Source organism: Variovorax sp. Varisp36 (assembly GCF_047304235.1).
Lineage (GTDB): Bacteria > Pseudomonadota > Gammaproteobacteria > Burkholderiales > Burkholderiaceae_C > Variovorax.
In genome coordinates this window covers 46088-68899 of sequence record NZ_JBGLYU010000002.1, presented here as the reverse complement: position 1 = coordinate 68899, position 22812 = coordinate 46088, and the positions used below count along the sequence as shown (strand labels likewise).

General features: G+C 67.5%; 17 protein-coding genes and 1 tRNA gene. 15 read left to right on the top strand and 3 right to left on the bottom strand.

The genetic code is table 11. From position 1 onward, the window contains the following. Window positions 1-31 precede the first annotated feature (31 nt). Together ACCD11_RS02075 and ACCD11_RS02070 are read right to left on the bottom strand one after the other, a co-directional pair. A complete protein-coding gene (locus ACCD11_RS02075; protein WP_413312079.1) occupies window positions 32-1795 on the bottom strand; it encodes a tannase/feruloyl esterase family alpha/beta hydrolase in 1764 nt (587 codons plus the stop codon). A gap of 496 nt (window positions 1796-2291) precedes the next feature. Next, on the bottom strand, window positions 2292-6281 hold the full coding sequence (locus ACCD11_RS02070; protein ID WP_413312078.1) for an autotransporter outer membrane beta-barrel domain-containing protein: 3990 nt from the start codon (window positions 6279-6281) through the stop codon (window positions 2292-2294). A gap of 246 nt (window positions 6282-6527) precedes the next feature. Between ACCD11_RS02070 and ACCD11_RS02065 the strand changes: the two genes are divergently transcribed. The 4 genes from ACCD11_RS02065 to ACCD11_RS02050 all read left to right on the top strand — a co-directional run bounded on the left by ACCD11_RS02065 (window position 6528) and on the right by ACCD11_RS02050 (window position 8849). Beyond that, window positions 6528-6601: transfer RNA gene (locus tag ACCD11_RS02065), tRNA-Gly, on the top strand. 263 nt (window positions 6602-6864) lie between these two features. Continuing rightward, complete coding sequence (locus ACCD11_RS02060; protein WP_413312077.1) at window positions 6865-7848, top strand: JmjC domain-containing protein; 984 nt, start codon at window positions 6865-6867, stop codon at window positions 7846-7848. 48 nt (window positions 7849-7896) lie between these two features. Continuing rightward, a complete protein-coding gene (locus tag ACCD11_RS02055; protein ID WP_413312075.1) occupies window positions 7897-8385 on the top strand; it encodes a hypothetical protein in 489 nt (162 codons plus the stop codon). Between the two features lie 173 nt (window positions 8386-8558). Then, entirely contained in the window at window positions 8559-8849 is a 291-nt protein-coding gene (locus tag ACCD11_RS02050; RefSeq protein WP_007834733.1) for a hypothetical protein, read from the top strand. Window positions 8850-9092: 243 nt separating this feature from the next. Here the strand turns inward: ACCD11_RS02050 and ACCD11_RS02045 are convergent, their stop codons facing one another. Next, entirely contained in the window at window positions 9093-9917 is an 825-nt protein-coding gene (locus ACCD11_RS02045) for a ferritin-like domain-containing protein (RefSeq protein WP_413312073.1), read from the bottom strand. Window positions 9918-10165: 248 nt separating this feature from the next. On the opposite strand from ACCD11_RS02045, the gene alaS reads away from it, so the two are divergent. The 11 genes from alaS to ACCD11_RS01990 all read left to right on the top strand — a co-directional run bounded on the left by alaS (window position 10166) and on the right by ACCD11_RS01990 (window position 22804). Beyond that, complete coding sequence (gene alaS, locus ACCD11_RS02040) at window positions 10166-12790, top strand: alanine--tRNA ligase (protein WP_413312071.1); 2625 nt, start codon at window positions 10166-10168, stop codon at window positions 12788-12790. A gap of 33 nt (window positions 12791-12823) precedes the next feature. After that, the gene (locus tag ACCD11_RS02035) at window positions 12824-13840 is read left to right on the top strand and encodes a 2-dehydropantoate 2-reductase (protein WP_413312069.1); all 1017 of its coding nucleotides are present in this window, start codon (window positions 12824-12826) and stop codon (window positions 13838-13840) included. Window positions 13841-13893: 53 nt separating this feature from the next. Beyond that, window positions 13894-15153, top strand: a complete 1260-nt coding sequence (locus ACCD11_RS02030; protein ID WP_413312068.1) for a D-amino acid dehydrogenase — start codon at window positions 13894-13896, stop codon at window positions 15151-15153. Window positions 15154-15334: 181 nt separating this feature from the next. Next, window positions 15335-16318: a Bug family tripartite tricarboxylate transporter substrate binding protein gene (locus tag ACCD11_RS02025; RefSeq protein ID WP_413312066.1), complete on the top strand. Its 984-nt coding sequence runs from the start codon at window positions 15335-15337 to the stop codon at window positions 16316-16318. A gap of 12 nt (window positions 16319-16330) precedes the next feature. Continuing rightward, on the top strand, window positions 16331-17146 hold the full coding sequence (locus ACCD11_RS02020) for an SDR family oxidoreductase (protein ID WP_007834753.1): 816 nt from the start codon (window positions 16331-16333) through the stop codon (window positions 17144-17146). 30 nt (window positions 17147-17176) lie between these two features. Further along, entirely contained in the window at window positions 17177-17722 is a 546-nt protein-coding gene (locus ACCD11_RS02015; RefSeq protein WP_007834755.1) for a cupin domain-containing protein, read from the top strand. An 11-nt stretch (window positions 17723-17733) separates the two neighbouring features. Further along, window positions 17734-18585: an alpha/beta fold hydrolase gene (locus ACCD11_RS02010; RefSeq protein WP_413312064.1), complete on the top strand. Its 852-nt coding sequence runs from the start codon at window positions 17734-17736 to the stop codon at window positions 18583-18585. A 41-nt stretch (window positions 18586-18626) separates the two neighbouring features. Further along, window positions 18627-19463: an IclR family transcriptional regulator gene (locus ACCD11_RS02005; protein ID WP_413312062.1), complete on the top strand. Its 837-nt coding sequence runs from the start codon at window positions 18627-18629 to the stop codon at window positions 19461-19463. A gap of 5 nt (window positions 19464-19468) precedes the next feature. Continuing rightward, the gene (locus tag ACCD11_RS02000) at window positions 19469-20302 is read left to right on the top strand and encodes an SDR family oxidoreductase (protein WP_413312060.1); all 834 of its coding nucleotides are present in this window, start codon (window positions 19469-19471) and stop codon (window positions 20300-20302) included. Then, the gene (locus tag ACCD11_RS01995) at window positions 20295-21992 is read left to right on the top strand and encodes a thiamine pyrophosphate-binding protein (RefSeq protein WP_413312058.1); all 1698 of its coding nucleotides are present in this window, start codon (window positions 20295-20297) and stop codon (window positions 21990-21992) included. The genes ACCD11_RS02000 and ACCD11_RS01995 overlap by 8 nt, the downstream gene beginning before the upstream one ends. A gap of 14 nt (window positions 21993-22006) precedes the next feature. Beyond that, window positions 22007-22804, top strand: a complete 798-nt coding sequence (locus tag ACCD11_RS01990) for an aspartate dehydrogenase (protein ID WP_007834764.1) — start codon at window positions 22007-22009, stop codon at window positions 22802-22804. The last annotated feature ends 8 nt before the right edge of the window (window positions 22805-22812 follow it).

Here is a 22812-nt window from a genome sequence, read left to right as displayed (position 1 = left end):
GCGACCGCATCGCGGCCGGCAGTGCCCGCCGTCAGTTGGCGCAGACGAACTTGCCGGGATCGTTCTGTTCCAGCAGTGCCGCCGGCGCCGAGCCGGTGGTCCCGATGTACTGCGCGTATTGCGGGTAGGGGCACAGGGGCCGCACGCGCGAGCTCACTCCCGCGGGCAGCGTCCAGCCGGCGGTGTCGGGATTGCCGGGCTTCGAGCTCGCGATCAGGCGATCGGGCGCCTTGCCTTTCTCGACCCAGTCGACCACCGCGCTGAATACCGGGAAGGTATCGGTGGCGGGGCCGCCCGAGCAGTGGTTCATGCCGGGCACCGCGAACAGCCGCACGAAGTCCTTCACGGTGCCGTTCGCCGTGTTGCCGGCCAGCGAATCGACCCACTTGGCCGTGTAGTTGAAAGAGAAGACCGGGTCGCTGGTGCCGTGATAAAGAATCAGCTTGCCGCCCTTGCCCTTGAGCTTGGACATGTCGGTCGAGTGCGTGCCCATGAAGCTGTAGGCCGACTCGGTGTAGGTTCCGTCGGTGGCCTTGATCTTCGGCGCGTCGGCATCCCAGTCGAAGCGCAGTTGGAACTGCACCAGCGAGTTGCCGGTCGCCAGGCCCTGTGTGGGCGGGGTGGTGAAGATCAGCGGACCCGCGCCGCCGCCGAGGGTGGCGTTGATCGCATCGTTCGCGCCGCTCGTGCGGTAGCCGAATCCGGTCTTCCAGATCTGCCATCCGAAGGCGCCGATGCCTGCGTCCCAGGGCCAGTCCGAGTAGAGCGCGTCGCCGGCGCTGTTTTTCACGCCGCCCATGACCTTCTGCATGGCCGTGACCTGGGCCGGAACGAGGCAGCCCGGCGCGCCTGGTGCGCCCGGCGCGCCGCAGGCCAGGGTGCTGACATCGAAGGTGCAGGAGCGCTTGTTGATCATGCCGTCGACCAGCCCGTCGTCGGCATCGCACTTCGCCAGTACCGCTTGCTGCAGGGCCGCCCATTGCGCGGGCTGGAAGGCCGCATTCATCAGGGGGGTCGCGTTCGAGGCGCCGGGGCCCGTGGTTTCCAGGAAGCCCTGCGCTTGCGCCGCAGCCGCGAATTGCTGCGTGTCCCAGGCTTCGGCGAGCCAGGCCTTCGGAAGATCCGAGCCGGGGTCTCCGGCGACCACGCCGTCGAACTCGTCGCCGAAGCGCTGCGAAACCATCATCGCTTCGCGTCCGCCTTCGGAGCAGCCCATGAAATAGGCGTAGTCCTGCTTCTTGGCGTAGTAGCGCGCGACCAGCTGATTGGCGAGCTGCTTGGTCTGGCCGATCGCGTTGTAGCCGAAATCGACGCGTGCCACGGGGTCGAGTCCGAAGGAGGCCGTGCCCGCGTTGTTCGGATCGTTGTTGGTCGCGTTGCTGTGGCCGCTGTCGTTCGAGATGGTGGCATAGCCCGACAGCAGCGGCTGGACGGTTTCACCGTTGCTGATGGCGCCCGTGGTGTCCGGCACCGAGCCATCGGAGCCGCCGCCGCCGCTCATGAACATGCGGCCGTTCCACCGCGTCGGCAGGTTGATCTGGAACGCGATTGCATAGGTCGACATCGCGTCGGTCTGGCCCGCGGCCTGGAGGCCCTTGCGGCCGCCGTTGATGGTGCCGGCCACCGCGCAGTAGCTTTGCGGGTTGCCGCTCGCGTCGGTCGCCGTGGTCTTCGCGATCTTGGTCGAAGTGATGCTCACGGTGCGTCCCGCGGCCGAGAGCTCGGCCGCCAGTGCCGCGACCGCTGCACAGCCGCCGGCCTCGTCGGGCGTGTTGAGCAGCGCAGGCTGTGCCACGGGTGCCGGCGCGGGCGACGGCGGGGGCGCAGACGGGGGTGAAGTGGGCGCCGGGGCTGGTGTCGGCAACAGGGTGAATGCGGAAGCCGCCCTGTCGCTCCCTCCGCATCCGCTTGCGGCGGCCGCCGCGACGACACAGGCCAGCAGCGGCCTCCGGATTGGGGAACTCATTCGATTGTCTCCAGTTGTTAACTAGTTTCCGAGCCCGCACAGCCCGATCCCCCTCGTGAAATCGGAGGAAGCGAGTCGTTCGAACGGGAGAATAGTTAACTTGATTAATCAAATGATCGGGACTTACCCGAGGCCCCATGCAGCGGGCTGAAGCTCGCGCTCGTGCTATTGGTGCTGGCTGGACATCAGTGTCGGGCTCTCCCAGGTTCCGGTGCTGGCCGTCGCGGGCTTCCATGTTCTGAGCGGCCGCGTTTGGGCATTCGGTCCTCCGGGGGCGGGCAGGGTAGGGCCTCCGGATTTGACCGTCACCGCAACTGCAACTTCATCACCACTTCACGCGCACGCCAACCGAGCCATTGACCGAGCTCTTGACCCTGGCGTTGCCGCCGCTCGCCCAGAGCTTGCCGACTTCTCCGTAGAGGCTCGTCGACTCGCCCACGGTCAGCGTGAAGCCGCCCGCGAGCTCGGTACTCGCGCCGCCGGTGGGCACCGAGATGTCAGTCGTGATTGCTCCGTTCACGAAGCGCGCGATGTCCGCGCCGCTGGAGCTCCTGTAGACGTTGAAGCGGCCGTACGGCTGCAGCATGCCGATGCCGGTGTCGACCTGGCCCTTCACCCGCACACCCGCCCGGGCGATCCAGCCGCTGTCGGCCTGCGGTTGGACGACGGCGCCGACAATGGCGGAGTTGTTCAGATCCATGTGCTGGTGGATCAGCTGCAACTGGGGCTCGATGCTCCAGCCGCTGCCACCGAGCGCAAAGGCTTGCCCCACCTCGATCGAGCCCAGCAGGCTGTTGCCCTTGCCGCCGACGCCCTGGCCCAGCAGCGGCTCGACCGTGTAGCGGTGGCGGCCCGACTGCAGCACCGCATCGGCATAGAACCCGCTGTCACCGGTGTAGGTGCCGTACACGCCCACATACTGGCTGCGAAGGTCGTTGCGGCCCACGGCCAGGTTCTGGATACCGCTGGCGAAGCCCCGCACGCGGGCGTCGCCGTCGAGTTGGCCGACGTAGATGCCTGCGCGCCAGTTCGGCGCGGCCAGCAGGTCGGTGCCGGCCTGGAAGCCCGTGAGCCGGCCCTTGCCGGTGGGGGAGACGGCGCCACCTTGCTGGACGTCGATGTCGGCGGAGAGCACGCGCGCCCAGGCGTGGCGATCCGAGCCGCTCGGCATCGCCGCGCTGCCCTTGACGTCGTCGTCCCCCACGCGTTTGCGTAGGTCGCCCAGCATCGCAAGATTGCCCTGGCGCAGTTGGCTCGGCAGCGCCGCGTAGAGCGAGGCTTCCGATCGGTAGGTGATCACCGGCGCAGCGGGCGCCGCCGGTGGGACCGCATTGATGCTTGATCGCAGGAACCAGTTCTCCCCCGCGCCCTTGGCATCGGCTGCGTAGAGGCGGTACTCGTACGCACCTGCATCGACGTGGCCGCCGGCCAGCGAGAACGCGTCCTTGGTGGTCTGGGCCGTCGTGGTGGCGCCGTTCAGTGCGGAAATCACTTCGATGCCATTGCCGCTGGTCAGTGCGCCCAGTCCACCGAGATTGGTGATCTGCACACTGGTCTTTCCACTGGCCACCGCTGCGGCGCCGTCGAAGATCAGGCGGTCCGACGAGCCCGAGTTGCCGAGAGCCGTCCCTAGCCTCAGCACACCGTTGTTGCCGACGTAGGCGCCGTTGAGGGTCAGCGTCGTGCCCGCGGCCGCCCCGACCAGCGAGACGGTGCCGCTGTTGCTCAGCGAAGCCACGGTCTGGTTGAAGCCTGCAAGATCCAGCGTCGCGCCCGAAGCCACGCTGTACGCGGAGCTTGCACTGAAGGTGTTGGCGGCGCCGGCCTTCAGCGTGCCCTGCGCCACATTGGTGGCGCCGGTATAGGTGTTGGCGCCTGAGAGCGTCAGCGTGCCCGTGCCTTGCTTCGTGATGAAGCCGCCGCCGCTGATCGCGCCGCTCAGCGTTTCGTTGAAGCTGCCGGTGTCGATGACCGGATCGTTGTTGCCTGTCAGTTGGATCGTGTTGGCAATCGTCAACCCATCGGCGCTGAAACCCAGCGTGGTGTCGTCGTCCATCGCCAGCGCGCCGGTGCCCAGCGCCTGGTTGTGGCCGAGGTTCAGGCGCCCTTGACGCAGCGCGGTGCCGCCCGTGTAGGTATTGGTGCCCGAAAGCGTCAGTGTGCCGGTGCCGATCTTGACCAGCGAGCCGCCGGTGCCCGAGATCACGCCCGAGACTTCGGTGTTGGCGTTCAGCCCGCCCGTGGTCAGTGCCTTGGCGCCGAGAATCACGTCGCCCGTGCCCGACAGCGCGCCGATGGAGATTCCTGCTGTGGTCAGCGAGCTGATACGCAGGCGCCCGCCAGCGTTGTTGACCACCGTGGCTTGGCCGGCGCTCGCGCGGTCGAAGATGTCAATCAGCCCGCCGCTTTCGTTGACGAAGGTCGCCTGGCCCGCGCTGGCGTCGTCCAGCAGGTTGATCTGGCCGCCCGAGAAGTTGGTGATGCGCGCGTTGCCGGCCGTCGCGTTGAACCAGATGTTGGTCAGCCCACCGTGGTTCTCGATGACGGCGTTGCCCGCGGTGGCGTTGTCGCGAAACTCGGCGGCCGCGCCGTTGTTCATGACCAGACGGGCATTGCCTGCCGACGTGGTGCCGCCGAAGCGGACGAAGCCGGCATTGCCGGTGGCGCCGCGCTCGGCGGCGGTAATGGTCAGTCCGCTCGCGTCTGCGTTGCCGCTGAAGAGCAGCGAGGCATTGGCCGCCACCGAGACAGGACCGCTGCCCAGCGCGCCGGTCGCGGCTGCATTGAGGCTGCCCGCCTCCACGGCCGTCCCGCCGACGTAGTTGTTGGCCGCACTGAGCACCAGCGTGCCGGCGCCGGTCTTGCGCAGGCTGCCCGGACCGGAGAGCGTGCCGTTGAGGGTCAGCGTACGCACCAGATCGACTTCGAAGGTCGCACCGCCCGCTCCGAGGGTGATGCTGCGCGTGGCGGTGGTCGTGCCGGTGGAGCGCAACGTACCGGCGTCGAGCGTGAGCCTGCCGGACGAGTCGCCGAGCGCGCCGTCGTCGGCGATGGCGAGCGTGCCTCCGAGCACCGTCCAGGGCGTCAGCCCGGTGGTGGTGCCGGTCAGCGTCCAGGTGTTGGCGCCTGTCTTCTCGTAGCGCTCGAAGCCGCGATAGGTCGCGGCGCCGAGCGAAGTGGTGCCGTCGGTCGCCACGCCCGAGAGGCGCAGCACGTTCCCGGTGCCGATTGCCGACAGGGTCCCATTGATCACCGAGCCGTTCTGCAGCTCGACCGAGTTGTCGTTGCCGGTGACGCGAACCGCGTCGCCGCGCGTGACGCCGTCGCCGCCCATGCCGCCTGTCAGGGTGCCGCTGTTGACGATGCTGTTCGCATTGCCGCGGATGCGCAGGCCTGCGCCTCCGATGCCGTTGGCGGCACTGCTGCCGCCGGCACCGCCCGCGCCCCCCACCAGTGCCCCGGTATTGAGCACCGAGTTGCCGCTGGACTCCATCGCCAGGCCGGCGCCGCCCTCGCCGCCGCCGCCCACCATGCCGCCGATGGTCGCCACGCCGCCATTCCCCCCGCTCCCGCCAGTGGCCGTGCCGGTGTTGGTGACGGTGGCGCCCCCACCTTGCAGCACGATGCCGTCTCCGCCGCCGCCGCCACCGCCGGCCCATTGGCCGATACCGCCGTTGCCGCCGTTGCCGCCGACGATGGCCTGGCTCGCATTGCTGACTACCGCATTGGCGGCGACACCCTGAAGGCCCGCGCCACCACCGCCGCCGCCGCCGGCCAGTCGCCCGCTGCCACCATCGCCGCCACTGCCCCCCAGGAGCGTGGTGGCGCCCGTCACGGTGATGGAGGTGCCAGAGGTGTACACGGCGGCACCACCACCGCCGCCGCCGCCCGCCCCATAGATCGGATCGGGATCGGGAACGCCGGTGCTTCCCGACGATCCGCCGACGGAGCCCGTGACGCTGGTCGCGCCCACCGCTCCCCCGACTCCGCCGGCACCAGCCGCTCCGTTACCGCCGGCTCCGCCACTGCCTCCCGATGGAGACGATCCGTTGCTGGTGGGGTACATGCCGATGTTGCCGCCGCCGCCGCCGCTGCCATTTCCAGCACCGCCCCGGCCGCCAGTACCCCCGCCCGCGACGAATGCAGTACCGCCGCTGGCCTGCGCCCAGGCGCCTGCCGGCAGGCCAGCCAAGGCCAGCAAGCACACGGCGGCAGCGACCGAAGAAGCGCGCCGCCCGCACCGATGCGAAACCTCCGAAACGGCGACCCAGGCGCCGAGCGCAGCGTTCCAGATGCTGCGGTACACAGTGTTCATGTCCCAACCTCTCCTAACGATGGATATGCAACCAAAACAGGCTGAATGTAACTAAACGTGCAGGAGGGAGGGTACTGTTTTCGTCGGCGCTCAAACATCGCCGGAACGGGTGATAGCCAAATCACTGACGCAGGGCCGCTGAGTTGCCGATTGCAGTGTTCGTTCGTACTCATTTGCTCCAGACGATCGGAGCGGACAACCACCCTCGGGCTGCACTCAGGAGTGCCAGTAGAATCCGTGCCTGCCGCGGGTGTAGTTCAATGGCAGAACGGCAGCTTCCCAAGCTTCATACGAGGGTTCGATTCCCTTCACCCGCTCCATGCCTGCTACGCAGGCCATGTCATCGCCGCAGCGAACGCACCTACTCGCCGGGTACAGGCGGTATGTATTTCCCAGCCTGCTCAAGGCTCGCCCGCTCGACAACCTCCTCGCTGCCATAGGGACTTTCCCGACAAGCCTCCCGTTGTCAGGTGGAGGTCAGGTATTCGATCGAGCATTGAAACAGAAAGTACTACTTTCGCTCGCAGGCCTTGCCCGAGCCTCGGTTCGGCGGCAGGGGCCCAAAAGCGATCTGGAGGGTGCGATGCGCGTGACCAACTTGAATTGGGTCGGGACTTCGGAAACGACGTTTCGCGTGTGGCCGGATGACCCTGGCGGCTTCTCCACCCAGAGGATCACGCCGATGCACCACAACTTTCACGAGCATCCCCTGTTTCAGGTGCCCGAACTCGTGAAGCTCGGGATGGAACTCTCGAAGCTGGACCAATGCAGGTTCATGAACCCGGACAGGACGGTCGCGTCCACGCTTGCGCACGACAGCCGGCATCCTGACGGGCGCAGCATCGAGGAATTCTTCCAGCGCATGGAGGAGCCGGGTTCGTCGGTTTCCTTCTACAACATCGAAGTCATTCCCCGCTATCAGGCCCTGCTGATGTCGGTGGTGAATTCGATGCGCGCTCTCGTCGAACGTGAGCAGCCGGACATCTTCAGGGTGAACGGATTCGTCTTCTTCTCTGCGCCGCCGTCCGTCACGCCCTTTCACATCGACCGAGAGAACAACTTCTGGCTGCAGTTGCATGGGCACAAGACCCTCAACGTCTGGGATCACCGCGATCGCACCATCGTGCCGGCCGATGCCGTGGAGGACTTCATCGTCACGCAGTCGCTCAAGAAAGTGCGTTTCGACGAAGCGTTCCTGCCGCGCGGGCTGGAGTTCAATGCGCAGCCAGGGGATGCCATCTATTTCCCGAGCACCTCGCCCCACATGACGAGGTCCAAGGTCGACGGGGCTGGCCCAGGCGATCGCCTGTCGATCTCGATCGGGGTGACCTTCTACACCGCTGCCACGCGCGAGGTTGCCCGCATCCATCAGGTGAACCGGCTGATGCGCAAGTGCGGCCTGTCCCCCTCGTATCCGAGGGAATCGCCCACCGCGGACGCAGTCAAATCGGCCCTCGGCGGCATGGTCGGTGCAGGGCGCGCCAGGCTCGGCGCCGCGCGCGCCCGGCTCATCAGCATGACGACGGCGCGACGTTTCAAGCACACGCCGCCGCCCGGCTCCTACTGAAGAACGTGCCTGCGCCGGGCCGCTCCCTCCCGCTCGAACTGTGGTGGCATGTCCTTCGATGCCCACCCCACCAAGGAGGAGGCTGGCACCATATCGAGCATGAAATTCAAACCCACCAGGCTGGCTGTCCATCTGCTCCTCGCCGCGGCAGCCGGGTCGTGCGCCGCTGGAACGATCGTGTGCGCGCCTGCTTCGAGCGGCGCAGGGCCGGCTCCCTGGATCCGCAGGATCTCGATCGACGAGCACTCTCGCACCGTCAACATGGACGTCGTTCGCCAGAGGACGAAAGACGCGGACACCATGGGCAAGATGAGGGCCGAGCTGCTGAGCATGGACGAGACCCAGGGGGGCGAGCCGGTCTACGTGTTCAACGCCATTCCCGCCGCGAGTGACGAAGTTACGCACCTCTTCAAGCTGTTCAAGGCAGGGGAGTGGCGCCTGATACGTGCCGGGGTGACGTTCGTCGGCAAGGTGCCGGCACTGCGAACGATCGAGACGAGCACGGTCCTGGATTGCAAGCGGTCGGACTTGGGGTAGCTTCGTCGCCATCGGATCAAACAAAGAACGGACAACGTGCCACGGGCATGGAGCAGGGGCGGAAATGCCGCAACAAAAGCAGGTAACCCGAAGGTAGGCGTGTTCCGACAGACTTGAAGGCTGGCGCGGAGGAACATGGCTTCCCACCGCACCCTCGCGGAAAGGAGCGTGAAATGACGTTCGACTTCTTGTTTCGCCCGACTCACACCGCGTATCTCCGGCGCGCGGCGGCACTTCTGGAAGAGGCGCAGATGGCGCGCATCGAGCATCAGGCTGCGGCAGAGCATCACAGCGCCCTCGCCAGGATGTACGCCGAACGCGTCAGGCGTCTCGAGAACGAGCTCTATCGCCAGCCGCAGAATGTGGCGCACGGAATGCCCGCCGAAGGTGCCGCCGCCGACGAGCGGCCGCAGTTGTATTCGCTGGACGGAACCCGCAAACCCGGGCTGACCTCGGCGACCTGAGCCAGGGGGCGGCCTCTGGGCCATGCGTGGGCGAGTCCAAAAAAATACCCGCCGAAGCGGGTACGAATAGCCCATGGAGGGGCGCTCTGGGCACTGACCGAGAGCTCTTCTTTTATGGGCCCTGTTGCGTGACAGCATCGGTATCGTCGATGCCCCCCTGGGGTCCGGGTGTCAGTCGGAAATAGGCAGTTGCCGTAGGACACTCATAAAAACGTGAACTATTTGGCAATATTTTTCCGGCCATCAGCGCAGGAACACGTGCCGCATGAACTGCATGATCGGGTACTGGATGACCGTCTGCACCTTTGCCGGTAGTTCCAGCGGCCGCATCAGCATCTTGAGCGTGTGGCCGGGGCTCAGGTTGGTGCGGATGGTGCTGTTCATGTCCGCGCTCAGTTGCTGCACGTAGGCCGTGTCGGTGGCGCGGCCGGGCGAGCGCGTCTTCACCACGTGGCGGATCGCGCAGTCGGCGTCTTCGCTCTTGAGTTCGAGCGTGCGGCGGCCGATGGTGCCCATCACGCGCAGGCGGCCCAGCTTTTCCTGCTCGCGGTAGCGGCGGAAGAAGCGGTAGAAGTGCTTGTAGTGGTTGACCTCGTCGGTCGCGATGCGGGTCGCCAGGTCCCGCAGCACGGGTTCGTCGGTGCAGCGCGCCATGGCGCGGTAGTAGGTGGCGGTGCCGGTCTCGACCACGCAGCGGGCGGTCATTTCGAGGGCGCGGGTCGGGGCCAGCAACTCGACCTTGCAGTAGGTCGCGTATTCCTCCAGGAAGCCCTGATAGGCGACATCCCATTCGAACTCCGGCCAGACGTGGCGGACATATGCGCGCAGGGCCCTGCCGTGCTGCAGTTCCTCGAGTTCCCAGTGGTTCGACAACCAGTCGGTGACCTCGTCGTCGCCCCGGAAAAAATCGACCAGGTTGTGTGTGTAGAGGTCCGAGCCGCTCTCGACGAAGGAGGCGGAGGTCACCAGATAGAAGAGATTTTCGTCCGGGCGTACCTTGTCGAGCGCGATGCGCGAGAAATCCAGGTCTTCGATCTTCCAGTGCTGATCCGCCTCTTGGCTTGCCATTCGAGCTCCTTGATCTTGTGTCCGTACAAGTACGGATGGCGCCGGCCGTATTTGGTTCTCTTCTTTTGCGCCAAGTCACATATTAGCCGTGGCCTCCGGATCGTGCAGCTTGCGAGGCGGCGCGGGTGCATGGCGAAACCTATAATCGTTTGTTCAAGCAAATCAAGCAGTTAGGCCGGTTCGCCGCAGTGGGTTCGACATGAGGGTCGCCATCGCCGCGCCGCCCTCGACAGAAGACGAATCCAAAGATGAGCCAGCCCACATTCACGGTCGCGGACATCCGCAAGACCTTTCTCGATTTCTTCGCCTCCAAGGGCCATACGGTGGTGGCCTCGAGCTCGCTGGTGCCGGGCAACGACCCGACCCTCATGTTCACCAACTCAGGCATGGTCCAGTTCAAGGACGTGTTCCTGGGCGAAGACAAGCGCAACTACGTGCGCGCCGCTTCGGTCCAGGCCTGCCTGCGCGCCGGCGGCAAGCACAACGACCTCGAGAACGTGGGCTATACCGCGCGCCACCACACCTTCTTCGAGATGCTGGGCAACTGGAGCTTCGGCGACTACTTCAAGCGCGAATCGCTCAAGTGGGCCTTCGAGCTGCTGACCGAGGTCTACAAGCTGCCGGCCGAGAAGCTCTGGGCCACCGTCTACATCGAAGACGACGAGGCCTACGACATCTGGACCAAGGAAATCGGCCTGCCGCCCGAGCGCGTGGTGCGCATCGGCGACAACAAGGGCGGCCGCTACATGTCCGACAACTTCTGGATGATGGCCGACACCGGTCCGTGCGGCCCGTGCTCCGAGATCTTCTTCGACCACGGCCCCGAGATCCCCGGCGGCCCGCCCGGCTCGCCCGACGAAGACGGCGACCGCTACATCGAGATCTGGAACAACGTGTTCATGCAGTTCGACATGCAGCCCGACGGCTCGGTCAAGAAACTGCCCGCACCCTGCGTCGACACCGGCATGGGCCTGGAACGGCTGGCCGCGATCCTGCAGCACGTGCACAGCAACTACGAGATCGACATCTTCGACGCGCTCATCAAGGCGGCCGGCCGCGAGACTGGCACGCAGGACCTCGCGAACAACTCGCTCAAGGTGATTGCCGATCACATCCGCGCCACCTCGTTCCTGGTGGCCGACGGCGTGATCCCGTCGAATGAAGGCCGCGGCTACGTGCAGCGCCGCATCATTCGCCGTGCCATTCGCCACGGCTACAAGCTGGGCCAGAAGAAGCCCTTCTTCCACAAGCTGGTGCCCGACCTCGTGAAGCTCATGGGCGATGCGTACCCCAAGCTGGTGGCCGATGAGAAGCGCATCACCGATACGTTGAAGGCCGAGGAAGAGCGCTTCTTCGAGACGCTGGCCAACGGCATGGAAATCCTCGACGCGGCGCTGGCCGGTGGTGCCAAGGTGCTGCCGGGCGAAGTCGCCTTCAAGCTGCACGACACCTATGGCTTCCCGCTCGACCTGTCGGCCGATGTGTGCCGCGAGCGTGGCGTGAGCGTCGACGAGGCCGGCTTCAACGCCGCCATGGAAAAGCAGAAGGCTGCGGGCCGCGCCGCCGGCAAGTTCAAGATGGACCGCAACGTCGAATACGCCGGTGCGGGCAACACCTTCACCGGCTACGACCACCTCGAAGAAAACGCCAAGGTCGTGGCGCTGTACTTCGAAGGCGCTGCCGTTCAGGAACTGAAGGAAGGCCAACCCGGCATCGTGGTGCTCGACACCACGCCTTTCTATTCCGAGAGCGGCGGCCAGGTCGGCGACCAGGGCGTGCTCGTTGCCGAAGGCGTGCAGTTCGGCGTCGAAGACACGCAGAAGATCAAGGCCGACGTGTTCGGCCACCACGGCACGCAGACCCAGGGCACGCTCAAGGTCGGCGACACGGTCAAGGCCGCGGTCGACACCGCCCGCCGCGCCGCCACCATGCGCAACCACTCGGTCACCCACCTGATGCACAAGGCCCTGCGCGAAGTGCTGGGCGATCACGTGCAGCAAAAGGGCTCGCTGGTCGACGCCGACAAGACGCGCTTCGACTTCGCGCACAACGCGCCCGTCTCGCACGACCAGATCGTCGAGATCGAGAAGCGCGTCAACGCCGAGATCCTCGCCAACGCGCCGACCCAGGCCCGCGTGATGGACATGGAGTCGGCCCAGAAGACCGGCGCGATGATGCTGTTTGGCGAGAAGTACGGCGAGACCGTGCGCGTGCTCGACATCGGTACGAGCCGCGAACTCTGCGGCGGCACTCACGTGGGCCGCACGGGCGACATCGGCCTCTTCAAGATCGTCAGCGAAGGCGGCGTGGCCGCCGGCGTGCGACGCATCGAGGCCGTTACGGGTGCCAACGCGCTCACCTACCTGCAGGACCTCGAATCGACCGTGCACAGCGTGGCCGCCACGCTCAAGTCGCCGGCCGCCGAGCTGCAGGGCCGGCTCACGCAGGTGCTGGAGCAGGTGAGGGCGCTCGAACGCGAAGTGGGGGCGCTCAAGGGCAAGCTCGCGTCGTCGAAGGGCGACGAGCTCGTCTCGCAGGCCGTGGACGTCAACGGCATCAAGGTGCTCGCGGCCAAGCTCGACGGCGCCGACGCCAAGACGCTGCGCGACACCATGGACAAGCTCAAGGACAAGCTCAAGACCGCCGCCATCGTGCTGGCCGCCGTCGACGGTGACAAGGTGCAGATCGCGGCCGGCGTCACGGCCGACAGCGTGGGCAAGGTCAAGGCCGGCGAGCTGGTCAACTTCGTGGCCCAGCAGGTCGGCGGCAAGGGCGGCGGCAAGGCCGACATGGCCATGGCCGGCGGCACCAACGCGGCGGGCCTTGCGGTCGCGCTGCAGTCGGTGCAGGCCTGGGTTGCGGAACGCGCCTGACCATCCACCCGTCTCGACCCGCACAAGCACTTCATGCCAGACGCAATCCCCGGTGAAGTGCTCGTGATGGGGGCGGGCACCATCGGGTGCTTCATCGGCGGCAGCCTTGCAGCGGCCGGCGTGCCCGTCACTTTCGTCGGACGTCCGCGCATGCTGGACAAGCTCGCGGCGCATGGCCTGACGCTCACCGACATCGACGGGGCGACGCGCAGGCTGCCTGCCGAGAAATTGCGGCTGTGCGACCAGGTCCCGGTGGGTGCGCGGCCTTCGCTGGTGCTGCTGTGCGTGAAGAGCGGCGCCACTGCCGCGGCGGCCGGCGAGCTGGCTTTTGCATTGCCCGCGGGCACTACGGTGGTCTCGCTGCAGAACGGCATCTCCAATTCCGCGGCCGCATCGCAGACCGGCCCCTCGCTGAATGTGCGGGCCGGCATGGTGCCGTATAACGTGGCCGAGATCGGCCCCGGCGCCTTCCATCGCGGCACCGCTGGCCGGCTGGCCGCGGAAGACGATGCGGCGCTGCGACCCTGGCTGCCCGTGTTCGAGCGCGCCGGCGTGCCGCTCGACCTGCATGCCGACCTGCTGCCCGTGCAGTGGGGCAAGCTGATGCTCAACCTCAACAATTCGGTCAACGCGCTCTCGGGCCTGCCACTGCGCGAAGAGCTGATGCTGCGCGGCTACCGCCGCTGCTTCGCGTCGCTGATCGAGGAGGCGTTGGACATCCTCAAGGTCGCGGGCATTGCACCGGCGCAGGTCGCTGCCGTTCCGGCGCACCGGCTGATCAACCTGCTGCGCCTGCCCGACTGGCTGTTTCGCATCGTTGCGGCGCGCATGCTGCGCATCGATGCCAAGGCCCGCTCCAGCATGGCCGACGACTTGGCGCTGGGCCGCCGCACCGAGATCGACTCGCTCAGCGGCGAGGTCGTGCGCCTCGCGCAGGAGCACGGCCTGAGCGCGCCGCGCAATGCGCGCATGGTCTCGCTGCTCGAGGCCTGGCCGCAGAGCCCCAAGCGCTGGACGGCACGGCAATTGCAGGATGCGCTCGGCCTGTAGCGCTTAGCCTGTACCCTCGGCTGCGTTGCAGCAGCTTTCAAAGGGTTGTTCTCATGCAGGTCCTGATTCTCGGCAGCGGTGTCATTGGCACCTCGATGGCTTACTACCTGGCGCATGCCGGGCACGAGGTGACGGTGCTGGAGCGCCAGCCGGCGCCCGCGCTCGAAACCAGCTTCGGCAACGCGGGCGAAGTCTCGCCCGGCTACTCGGCGCCGTGGGCCGGGCCGGGCGTGCCGGTCAAGGCCATCAAGTGGATGCTGATGCAGCACAGCCCGCTGGTCATCAAGCCGATGCTCGATCCGGCCATGTGGCGCTGGGGCCTTGCGATGCTGCGCAACTGCACGCAGGCGCGCTACGAGGTCAACAAGGGCCGCATGGTGCGGCTCGCCGAGTACAGCCGCGATTGCCTGAAGGCCCTGCGCGCCGACACCGGCATCGCCTACGACGAGCGCATGCAGGGCACGCTGCAGTTGTTCCGCACGCAGCACCAACTCGACGGCACCTCGAAAGACGTCGAAGTGCTCAAGGCCTCCGGCGTGCCCTACCAGGTGCTCGACCGCGAAGGCTGCGTGCAGTACGAGCCCGCGCTTGCATCGGTGAAGGACAAGTTCGTGGGCGGCCTGCGCCTGCCGGGCGACGAGACCGGCGATTGCTTCAAGTTCACGCAGGCACTCGCCAAGCTGGCGGAAGCCGAGGGTGTGAAGTTCAGGTTCGGCGTGAACATCCAGGCCCTCGAGCACGATGCAGTCAAGGGCGTGACGGCTGTGCGCACCGATGCCGGCAGCTTCACCGCCGAGCGCTACGTGGTCGCGCTCGGCAGCTACTCGCCCGCGCTGGTCAGGCCGCTGGGCATTCGCCTGCCGGTGTATCCGGTCAAGGGCTTCTCGATCACCGTGCCCATCTCCGATGCCGGCGGCGCGCCCGAGTCGACGGTGATGGACGAGACCTTCAAGGTGGCCGTCACGCGGCTTGGCAACCGCATCCGCGTGGGCGGCACCGCGCAGCTCTCGGGCTTCGACCTGCGCCTGGACGCGCGTCGGCGTGACACGCTCGAACACGTCGTGACCGACCTGTTCCCCAGGGGCGGCAACGTGCGCGACGCCTCCTTCTGGACCGGCCTGCGCCCCATGACGCCCGACGGCACGCCGGTGATCGGCGCCACCCACATTCCCAACCTGATGTTGGGCACCGGCCACGGCACCCTTGGCTGGACCATGGCGGCCGGCACCGGCCGCGTGATGGCCGAGCTGATCGCGGGCCGGGCGCCCGAGATCGACATGGAAGGTCTCACCGTGGCGCGCTACGGCGGCTGAAGCGGCAACCGCGCTTTCCAATCCCGCAGGGCGGCCCGCAAAGGCCGCCCTGTTTTCGTTGTGTCACAGAGATCAGGGTTTGTACTTAGTCATGAAGTTGTCTTCCTCGGTATTCTTCGTGGCGTTCCATTAATAAATCGTTGTTTCTTTAGTGAAACAAAACTGCGATCCAAAGAACCCGATGAAACACACACGCCGCCATGCCTTTGCCGCTGCCATTTCCCTGGCGGCCGCTTGCGCCACCGGACTCGCCTGGGCAGAAAGCTACCCGAGCAAGCCGATCACCCTGGTCGTTGCCTATCCGGCCGGTGGCGACACCGACGCATTGGCGCGGCTTTTCGCCGAAAAGCTGTCGACGCGCGTCGGCCAGCCCGTGGTGGTCGACAACCGCCCCGGCGCCAGCGGCATCATCGGCAGCGCCTACGTGTCCAAGGCCGCGCCCGACGGGTACACGCTGCTGCTAGCGCCCAGCACCTTCTCGATCGCGCAGCTGGTGCTGAAGACAAACGGCTCCGCGGGCTACGACGTGCTGAACGGCTTTACGCCGATCGTGCAGACGGGCAGCCAGCCGCTGTTTCTCGTGGCCGCCGGCAGCAGCGGCTTCGCGAGCGTGAAGGATGCGGTGGCCGCTGCGAAGGACGGCAAGTCGCTGAGCTATGCGAGCCCGGGCAGCGGCTCGCCGATGCACATCCTCGGCGAGATGTTCGCCCGCACCTCGGGCGCGAGCCTCTCGCACGTGCCCTACAAGGGCGTGGCACCCGCCATCAACGATGTGCTCGGCGGCCACGTGCCGGTCACCTTCATCACGCTGGGCCCGGTGGCGCCGTACATCCCCAACGGCAAGCTGCGCCCGCTGGCAGTGGCCTCGGCCCAGCGCTCGCCGCTCGCGCCCAACGTGCCGACGCTGGCGGAGATGGGCTACAAGGACGTCGAGGTCACGGCCTGGAACGGCCTGTGGGGCCCGCGCAACCTGCCGCCCGAGATCGTGAAGATGCTCAACAGCCACTTCAACGAGATCCTCAGGATGCCCGACATTGCCGCACGCATGGCGGTGCTCGGCACCACGCCCGTGGGCGGCGAGGCCGGCGTGCTTGGCAAGACCAACGCTGCCGACTACACGCGCTTCGGCAAGGTCATCAAGGAGCTCGGCATCCAGGCCGACTGAACCACGCATCCCATGTCCGAACTCAAAGCCATTCCCGATCCTTCGAGCCTGCAGGCACTGCTGGCCGAACTGCCCGCCAACCTGCTGGCGGGCCGCCGCATCCTCGTGACCGGCGGCGCGCGCGGCCTCGGGCTTGCCTTCGCGCAGTGCATCGCCGCGGCGGGCGCGAGCGTGGTGCTGGCCGACATCCTGGGCGAGCTGGCCGACACCGAAGCGCAGGCGCTGCGCAAAGCGGGCCGCATCGCCCACGCGCTGCCGGTCGACCTGTCGAATCCGGGCTCCATCGTGGCCTGCGCCACCGAAGCTGTTCGACTGCTCGGCGGCCTCGACGGCCTCGTGAACAACGCCGCCATCACCAACTCGGGCGGGCGCGACGCACACCAGCTCGAGATCGACATGTGGGACCGCGTGATGGACGTCAACGTGCGCGGCAGCTGGCTCATGGGCCGCGCCTGCCGGCCCGCACTGGCCGAAAGCGGCCGCGGCGCCATCGTCAACCTCGCGTCCGACACCGCGCTGTGGGGCGCGCCCAATCTGCTGGCCTATGCGTCGAGCAAGGGCGCCGTCATTGCCATGACCCGTTCGCTGGCACGCGAATGGGGCGGCGACAACATCACCGTCAACGCCGTGGCGCCCGGCCTCACGCTGGTCGAGGCGACCGAGTACGTGCCGATGGCGCGCCACCAGAAATACCTCGAAGGCCGCGCCATCCCGCGCGAGCAGCAGGCCGCCGACGTGTGCGGCGCGACCCTGTTCCTGCTCTCCGGCCTCTCGCGCTTCGTGACCGGCCAACTGCTTGCCGTCAACGGCGGCTTCGCGATGCACTGAACGAATTTTTCCGACCAAGGAGTACACCTGATGAGCGATCTGTCCGAACAGCAAAAGATCACCGATGGCAACAGCAGCCTGGCGCAGCCCGAAGGCGCGAGCCTCGCGGAGTGGATGAACACCCGCATCGCACGCTACGAAACCCGCAAGTACGACTGGGATGCGCTGAAGTTCCAGGCCGACTTCGACCCCAAGTTCCGCCGCGCCCAGATGCGCTACGTGGGCACGGGCGGCACCGGCGTTGCGAAGGACGTCAACACCGTGCCCGCCGAGCACTTCACCTTCTCGACCATGGTGATCCCCGCCGGCCACGAAGGACCGCCGCACCTGCACACCGACGTGGAAGAAGTGTTCTTCCTGATCCGCGGCAAGCTCAAGGTGGTGATCGAGAAAGACGGCGAGCGCTTCGAGACCATCATGACCGACCGCGACCTGATCTCGGTGCCGCCCGGCGTGTACCGCGAGGAGATCAACATCGGCGACGAAGACGCGCTGATGTGCGTGATGCTCGGCGCGAAGAAGCCGGTCACGCCGACGTACCCTGCCGATCACCCGCTGGCCAAGATCAAGCGCTGAGCGAGCCGGCCATGAACGACGCCATCGCTTCCGACCTGCCAGCCTCCGAGCTGGCCCGGCTCGACGCCCGCTTTCCGGCCCGCCATGTGGCCGTGGGCGGCGATGCCGTCGTGTCGGTGCGCGAATGCGGTCAGGGCCCGGTGGTCGTGTGCCTGCACGGCATCGGCTCGGGTGCGGCGTCGTGGCTCGACACCGCCGCGCTGCTGGCGTCGCAGGCCCGCCTGATCGCGTGGGACGCGCCGGGCTACGGCGAATCGACGCCGCTCGAAGCCACCGCACCGACTGCCGCCGACTACGCGGCGCGGCTGAGCGCCTTGCTGGACGCACTCGCCATCGATTCGTGCGTACTCGTCGGCCATTCGCTGGGCGCAATCACCGCCGCATCGGCCGCACGCGGCGACAAGCGCATCCGCCGCCTCGTGCTCGTCAGCCCCGCCATCGGCTATGGCGCGCCGTCCCGCGCGGAAGCCCGCGCCAAGGTCCGCACCGAACGCCTCGCCACACTCGACGAACTCGGCATCGCCGGCATGGCCGCGAAGCGTGCGGGCCGGCTCGTGTCCGACAAGGCGAGCGACCACGCCCACCGGTGGGTGCGCTGGAACATGGCCCGCCTCAACGACCATGGCTACCGCCAGGCCGTCGAGCTGCTGTGCAACGCCGACCTGCTGGCCGATCTGCCGCCGCCGATGCCGGTGCGCGTGGCCTGCGGCGCGCTCGACGTGGTCACGCCGCCGGCGTCGTGCGCCGAGGTCGCGCGCCAGTGCGGCGTGACGCTCGAATTGTTGGACGATGCGGGGCACGCCGGCTATGTGGAGCAACCGCAGGCCGTTGCCACGCTGCTGCGCGAATCGCTCGCCGGTTGACCGCAATACACACAGACAAGAAATTCAAGGAAGGAACAGGCATGGCCACCAACGACAACGAAGCGATGGAAGAGGGCGCCGACCGCTACAACGTGCCGGCGCTGGAGCGCGGCCTGCGCGTGCTGTGCGAGTTCAGCCGCGAGAGCCGCACGCTCTCCGCCCCCGAACTGGCCCGCCGCTTCGACCTCCCGCGCTCGACCGTGTTCCGCCTGCTCACCACGCTGGAGAACATGGGCTTTCTGGAACGCGCCGAGGGCGGGCGCGACTATCGCCTGGGCCTGGCCGTGCTGCGCCTGGGCTTCGAATACCTCGCCTCGCTGGAACTCACGCAACTCGGCACGCCGCTGCTCAACCGCCTGTGCGACGAACTGCGCACGCCGTGCAACCTGGTGGTGCGTGACGGCCGCTCCATCGTCTACGTGGCCAAGGTCGCGCCGCCTACGCCTTTCGCCAGCTCGGTGACGGTGGGCACGCGGCTGCCGGCCCATGCCACGGTGCTCGGCCGCATCCTGCTCGAAGACCTCACGCTGCCGCAGCTGCGCGCGCTCTACCCCGAGGACAAGCTCGAGACCTTCTCGCCGAGCACACCCAAGACCGTGAACGAACTCTTCGACATGGTGCAGGCCGACCGCCAGCGCGGCTATGTGCTGGGCGAGGGCTTCTTCGAATCGAACATCTCCAGCATCGCCGCACCGGTGCGCGACCACAGCGGCCACATCGTGGCGGCGCTGGGAGCCACAGTCACCTCGGACCACATCGACGAGAGCCGCATGGACGAGATGGTGCTGCGCGTGCGCGGCACGGCCGACGAGATCTCGGGCCTGCTGAACTATTCGCCCGCGCGCGCTGCAAAAGTGGTGCCGCTTCGCAGCGCATGACGATCATGAAGACGCATTCTTCTTCCCTCCTTGCCGCCGACGCATTGGCCGGGCGCGTGGCCGTGGTCACGGGCGGCTCGTCGGGCATCGGCCTCGCGACCGTCGAACTGCTGCTCGGCTGCGGTGCGGCCGTTGCGCTGTGTGGCCGCAATGCCGAACGGCTCGACGCGGCCGTGGCCGGCCTGCGCAAGCAGCACCCGGACGCGAAGCTCTTCGCGCAGGCCTGCGACGTGCTCGACGCCAAATCGGTCAAGGCATTTGCCGCCGCCAGCGAGGCCGCGCTCGGGCCGGCCTCGATGCTCGTCAACAACGCAGGGCAGGGCCGCGTCTCCACCTTCGCCGACACCGACGATGCGGCCTGGACCGAAGAGCTCAACCTGAAGTTCTTCTCCGTCATCAATCCCACGCGTGCCTTCCTGCCGCAGCTCGAGGCGCAGCGCGCGGTGCTGGGCGACGCCTCCATCGTCTGCGCGAACTCGCTGCTTGCGCGCCAGCCCGAGCCGCACATGGTCGCGACCTCGGCCGCGCGCGCCGGCCTGCTGAACCTCGTGCGCTCGATGGCCACCGAGTTCGCGCCGCAGGGCGTGCGCGTCAACGGCATCCTGATCGGCCTCGTCGAGTCCGGCCAGTGGCGCCGCCGCTTCGAGGCGCGCGAAGACAAGTCGCAGGACTGGGCCGCCTGGAGCGGCCAACTCGCGAAGAACAAACACATCCCGCTGGGTCGCCTGGGGCTTCCGACCGAAGCCGCGCGCGCGATCCTTTTTCTTGCTTCGCCCCTCGCGTCGTACACGACGGGCAGCCACATCGACATTTCCGGAGGCCTTTCGCGCCATGCATAACCCCAACAAAACCGTCACGGTCGGCGCAGTCGTTGCCGCCTTCCTCGAGCAGTGCGGCGTCAAGGCTGCCTTTGGCGTGATCTCGATCCACAACATGCCGATCCTCGATGCCTTCGCGCAGCGCGGCACGATCCGCTTCATCTCGGCGCGGGGCGAGGCGGGCGCGGGCAACATGGCCGATGCCTATGCGCGCTCCACCGCCAGCCTGGGCGTGTGCATCACCAGCACGGGCCCGGCCGCGGGCAACATCGCGGGCAGCATGGTCGAGGCACTGACGGCGGGTGCGCCGCTCCTGCACATCACCGGGCAGATCGAGACGCCGTACCTGGACAAGGGCATGTCGTACATCCACGAGGCGCCCGACCAGCTCACCATGCTCAAGGCCGTGTCGAAGGCCGCGCTGCGTGTGCGCAGCGTCGAGACGGTGCTCGGCACGCTCAAGCGCGCGGTGCAGCTTGCGCTGACCGCACCCACCGGTCCGGTCAGCGTGGAGATTCCGATCGACATCCAGTCGGCGCTGACGACCATGCCGGCCGACCTGTCGCCGCTGCCCATCGAGCGGCCGGTGCCCTCGGCCGCCGCGCTCGACGCGCTGGCCGCGCGCCTCGTCGTTGCCAAGCGCCCGATGCTGTGGGTCGGCGGCGGTGCACGCCACGCCCGCGCCGCCATCCAGCGCCTGCAGAAGCTGGGCTTCGGCGTCGTCACCACGACGCAGGGCCGCGGCACGGTACCCGAGGACGATGCCGGCTCGCTCGGCGCCTACAACATCCAGAAGCCGGTCGAGGCCCTCTACCAGACCTGCGATGCGATGCTCGTGGTCGGTTCGCGCCTGCGCGGCAATGAGACGCTGAAGTACGAACTGAAGCTGCCGCATCCGCTGTACCGCATCGACGCCGATGCCGCCGCCGAGGGCCGCTGCTACGCGTCCGAGGCCTTCGTCTGCGGCGATTCCGCGCTGGCCCTCGACGGCCTGGCCGACCGCCTCGAAGCCGCCAAGTACAAGGCCGACCCGCAGCTGCTGGTCGACCTGCGCACCGCGCACGACCAGGCGGTCGCCACGTTGCGCGACGGCCTCGGCCCGTACGCCGAACTCGTGCGCCAGATCCAATCGGTGGCCGGCCGCAAGTTCAACTGGGTGCGCGACGTCACCGTTTCCAACAGCACCTGGGGCAACCGCGAACTGCGCGTCTTCGAACCCAGCGCCGGCGTGCATGCCACGGGCGGCGGCATCGGCCAGGGGATGCCCATGGCCATCGGCGCGGCCATCGGCGCGGCGGTGACAGGCTCAGGCCGCAAGACCTTCTGCCTGGCCGGCGACGGCGGCTTCATCCTGAACCTGGGCGAACTGGCCTGCATGGTGCAGGAGAAGGCGCCCATGGTGATCGTGCTCATGAACGACAAGAGCTACGGCGTCATCAAGAACATCCAGGACGCCCAGTACGGCGGCCGCCAGTGCTACGCCGAGTTGCACACGCCCGACTACGACCTGCTGTGCAAGTCGATTGCGCTGCCGCACGCCCGCGTGAAAGACCTGGCCGACCTGCCGGCGCAGCTGGACCAGGCGCTCGCCGCCAACGGCCCGTTCCTGCTGGAGATCGACATGCTGTCGATCGGCGGTTTCAAGACCACCTTCGCCGGCCCGCCGACCAACACGGTCACGCAGATTCCTGCGCTCGGCGCGGCCAAGTGAGCGGAGCCTTTCCCATGCCCGCCATCACGCGCATTGCACTCATCGGCTGCGGAGCCATCGGCACCTCGGTACTCGAACTGCTCCGGGGCGATCCGGCCCTCGAGGTTGTGGCCATCGTCGTGCCCGCGGAGGGCGTCGCCGCCGCGCAGAAGGCCGCGCCCGACGCACAGGTGGGCAGCGCCGTGCCCGCCGCCGGCATCGACCTCGTGGTCGAGACGGCCGGCCATGCCGCCATCGAAGAGCACGTGCTGCCTGCGCTGGCACGCGGCACGCCCTGCGTGGTGGCGTCTGTGGGCGCGCTGTCGGCCACAGGCTTCGCCGAGAAGCTCGAGGCCGCCGCCATTGCCGGCAACACGCAGGTGCAGCTGATTCCCGGTGCCATCGGCGCCATCGACGCGCTCGCCGCGGCCCGCATCGGCGGCCTCGACAGCGTGCGCTACACCGGCCGCAAGCCGCCGCAGGCCTGGAAGGGCACGCCGGCCGAGCAGGGCCGCGACCTCGACAGGCTGGCGCAGGAAACCGTGATCTTCGAAGGTAGTGCGCGCGAAGCGGCCCTGCTGTTTCCGAAGAACGCCAACGTCGCGGCCACTGTCTCGCTCGCGGGGCTCGGCCTGGACAAGACGCTGGTGCGCCTCATTGCGGACCCTGCCACCACCGAGAACGTGCACACCGTCGAAGCCGAAGGCGCCTTCGGCAGCTTCGAGCTGACCATGCGCAACAAGCCGCTCGCGGCCAATCCCAAGACCTCGGCGCTGACCGTGTACAGCGCCGTGCGCGCGCTGCGCAACCGCGTTGCCGCGCTCGCCATCTGAGTCACCCC

What these genes read in the sequence shown, in the direction of transcription:
- ACCD11_RS02010 (WP_413312064.1), top strand. Translation starts at nt 17,734, where the DNA reads ATGAACGACGCCATCGCTTCCGACCTGCCAGCCTCCGAGCTGGCCCGG.
- ACCD11_RS02000 (WP_413312060.1), top strand. Translation starts at nt 19,469, where the DNA reads ATGAAGACGCATTCTTCTTCCCTCCTTGCCGCCGACGCATTGGCCGGG.
- ACCD11_RS02025 (WP_413312066.1), top strand. Translation starts at nt 15,335, where the DNA reads ATGAAACACACACGCCGCCATGCCTTTGCCGCTGCCATTTCCCTGGCG.
- ACCD11_RS02055 (WP_413312075.1), top strand. Translation starts at nt 7,897, where the DNA reads ATGTCCTTCGATGCCCACCCCACCAAGGAGGAGGCTGGCACCATATCG.
- ACCD11_RS02030 (WP_413312068.1), top strand. Translation starts at nt 13,894, where the DNA reads ATGCAGGTCCTGATTCTCGGCAGCGGTGTCATTGGCACCTCGATGGCT.
- alaS (WP_413312071.1), top strand. Translation starts at nt 10,166, where the DNA reads ATGAGCCAGCCCACATTCACGGTCGCGGACATCCGCAAGACCTTTCTC.
- ACCD11_RS02045 (WP_413312073.1), bottom strand. Translation starts at nt 9,917, where the DNA reads ATGGCAAGCCAAGAGGCGGATCAGCACTGGAAGATCGAAGACCTGGAT.
- ACCD11_RS02060 (WP_413312077.1), top strand. Translation starts at nt 6,865, where the DNA reads ATGCGCGTGACCAACTTGAATTGGGTCGGGACTTCGGAAACGACGTTT.
- ACCD11_RS02020 (WP_007834753.1), top strand. Translation starts at nt 16,331, where the DNA reads ATGTCCGAACTCAAAGCCATTCCCGATCCTTCGAGCCTGCAGGCACTG.
- ACCD11_RS02015 (WP_007834755.1), top strand. Translation starts at nt 17,177, where the DNA reads ATGAGCGATCTGTCCGAACAGCAAAAGATCACCGATGGCAACAGCAGC.
- ACCD11_RS01995 (WP_413312058.1), top strand. Translation starts at nt 20,295, where the DNA reads ATGCATAACCCCAACAAAACCGTCACGGTCGGCGCAGTCGTTGCCGCC.
- ACCD11_RS02050 (WP_007834733.1), top strand. Translation starts at nt 8,559, where the DNA reads ATGACGTTCGACTTCTTGTTTCGCCCGACTCACACCGCGTATCTCCGG.
- ACCD11_RS01990 (WP_007834764.1), top strand. Translation starts at nt 22,007, where the DNA reads ATGCCCGCCATCACGCGCATTGCACTCATCGGCTGCGGAGCCATCGGC.
- ACCD11_RS02070 (WP_413312078.1), bottom strand. Translation starts at nt 6,281, where the DNA reads ATGAACACTGTGTACCGCAGCATCTGGAACGCTGCGCTCGGCGCCTGG.
- ACCD11_RS02035 (WP_413312069.1), top strand. Translation starts at nt 12,824, where the DNA reads ATGCCAGACGCAATCCCCGGTGAAGTGCTCGTGATGGGGGCGGGCACC.
- ACCD11_RS02005 (WP_413312062.1), top strand. Translation starts at nt 18,627, where the DNA reads ATGGCCACCAACGACAACGAAGCGATGGAAGAGGGCGCCGACCGCTAC.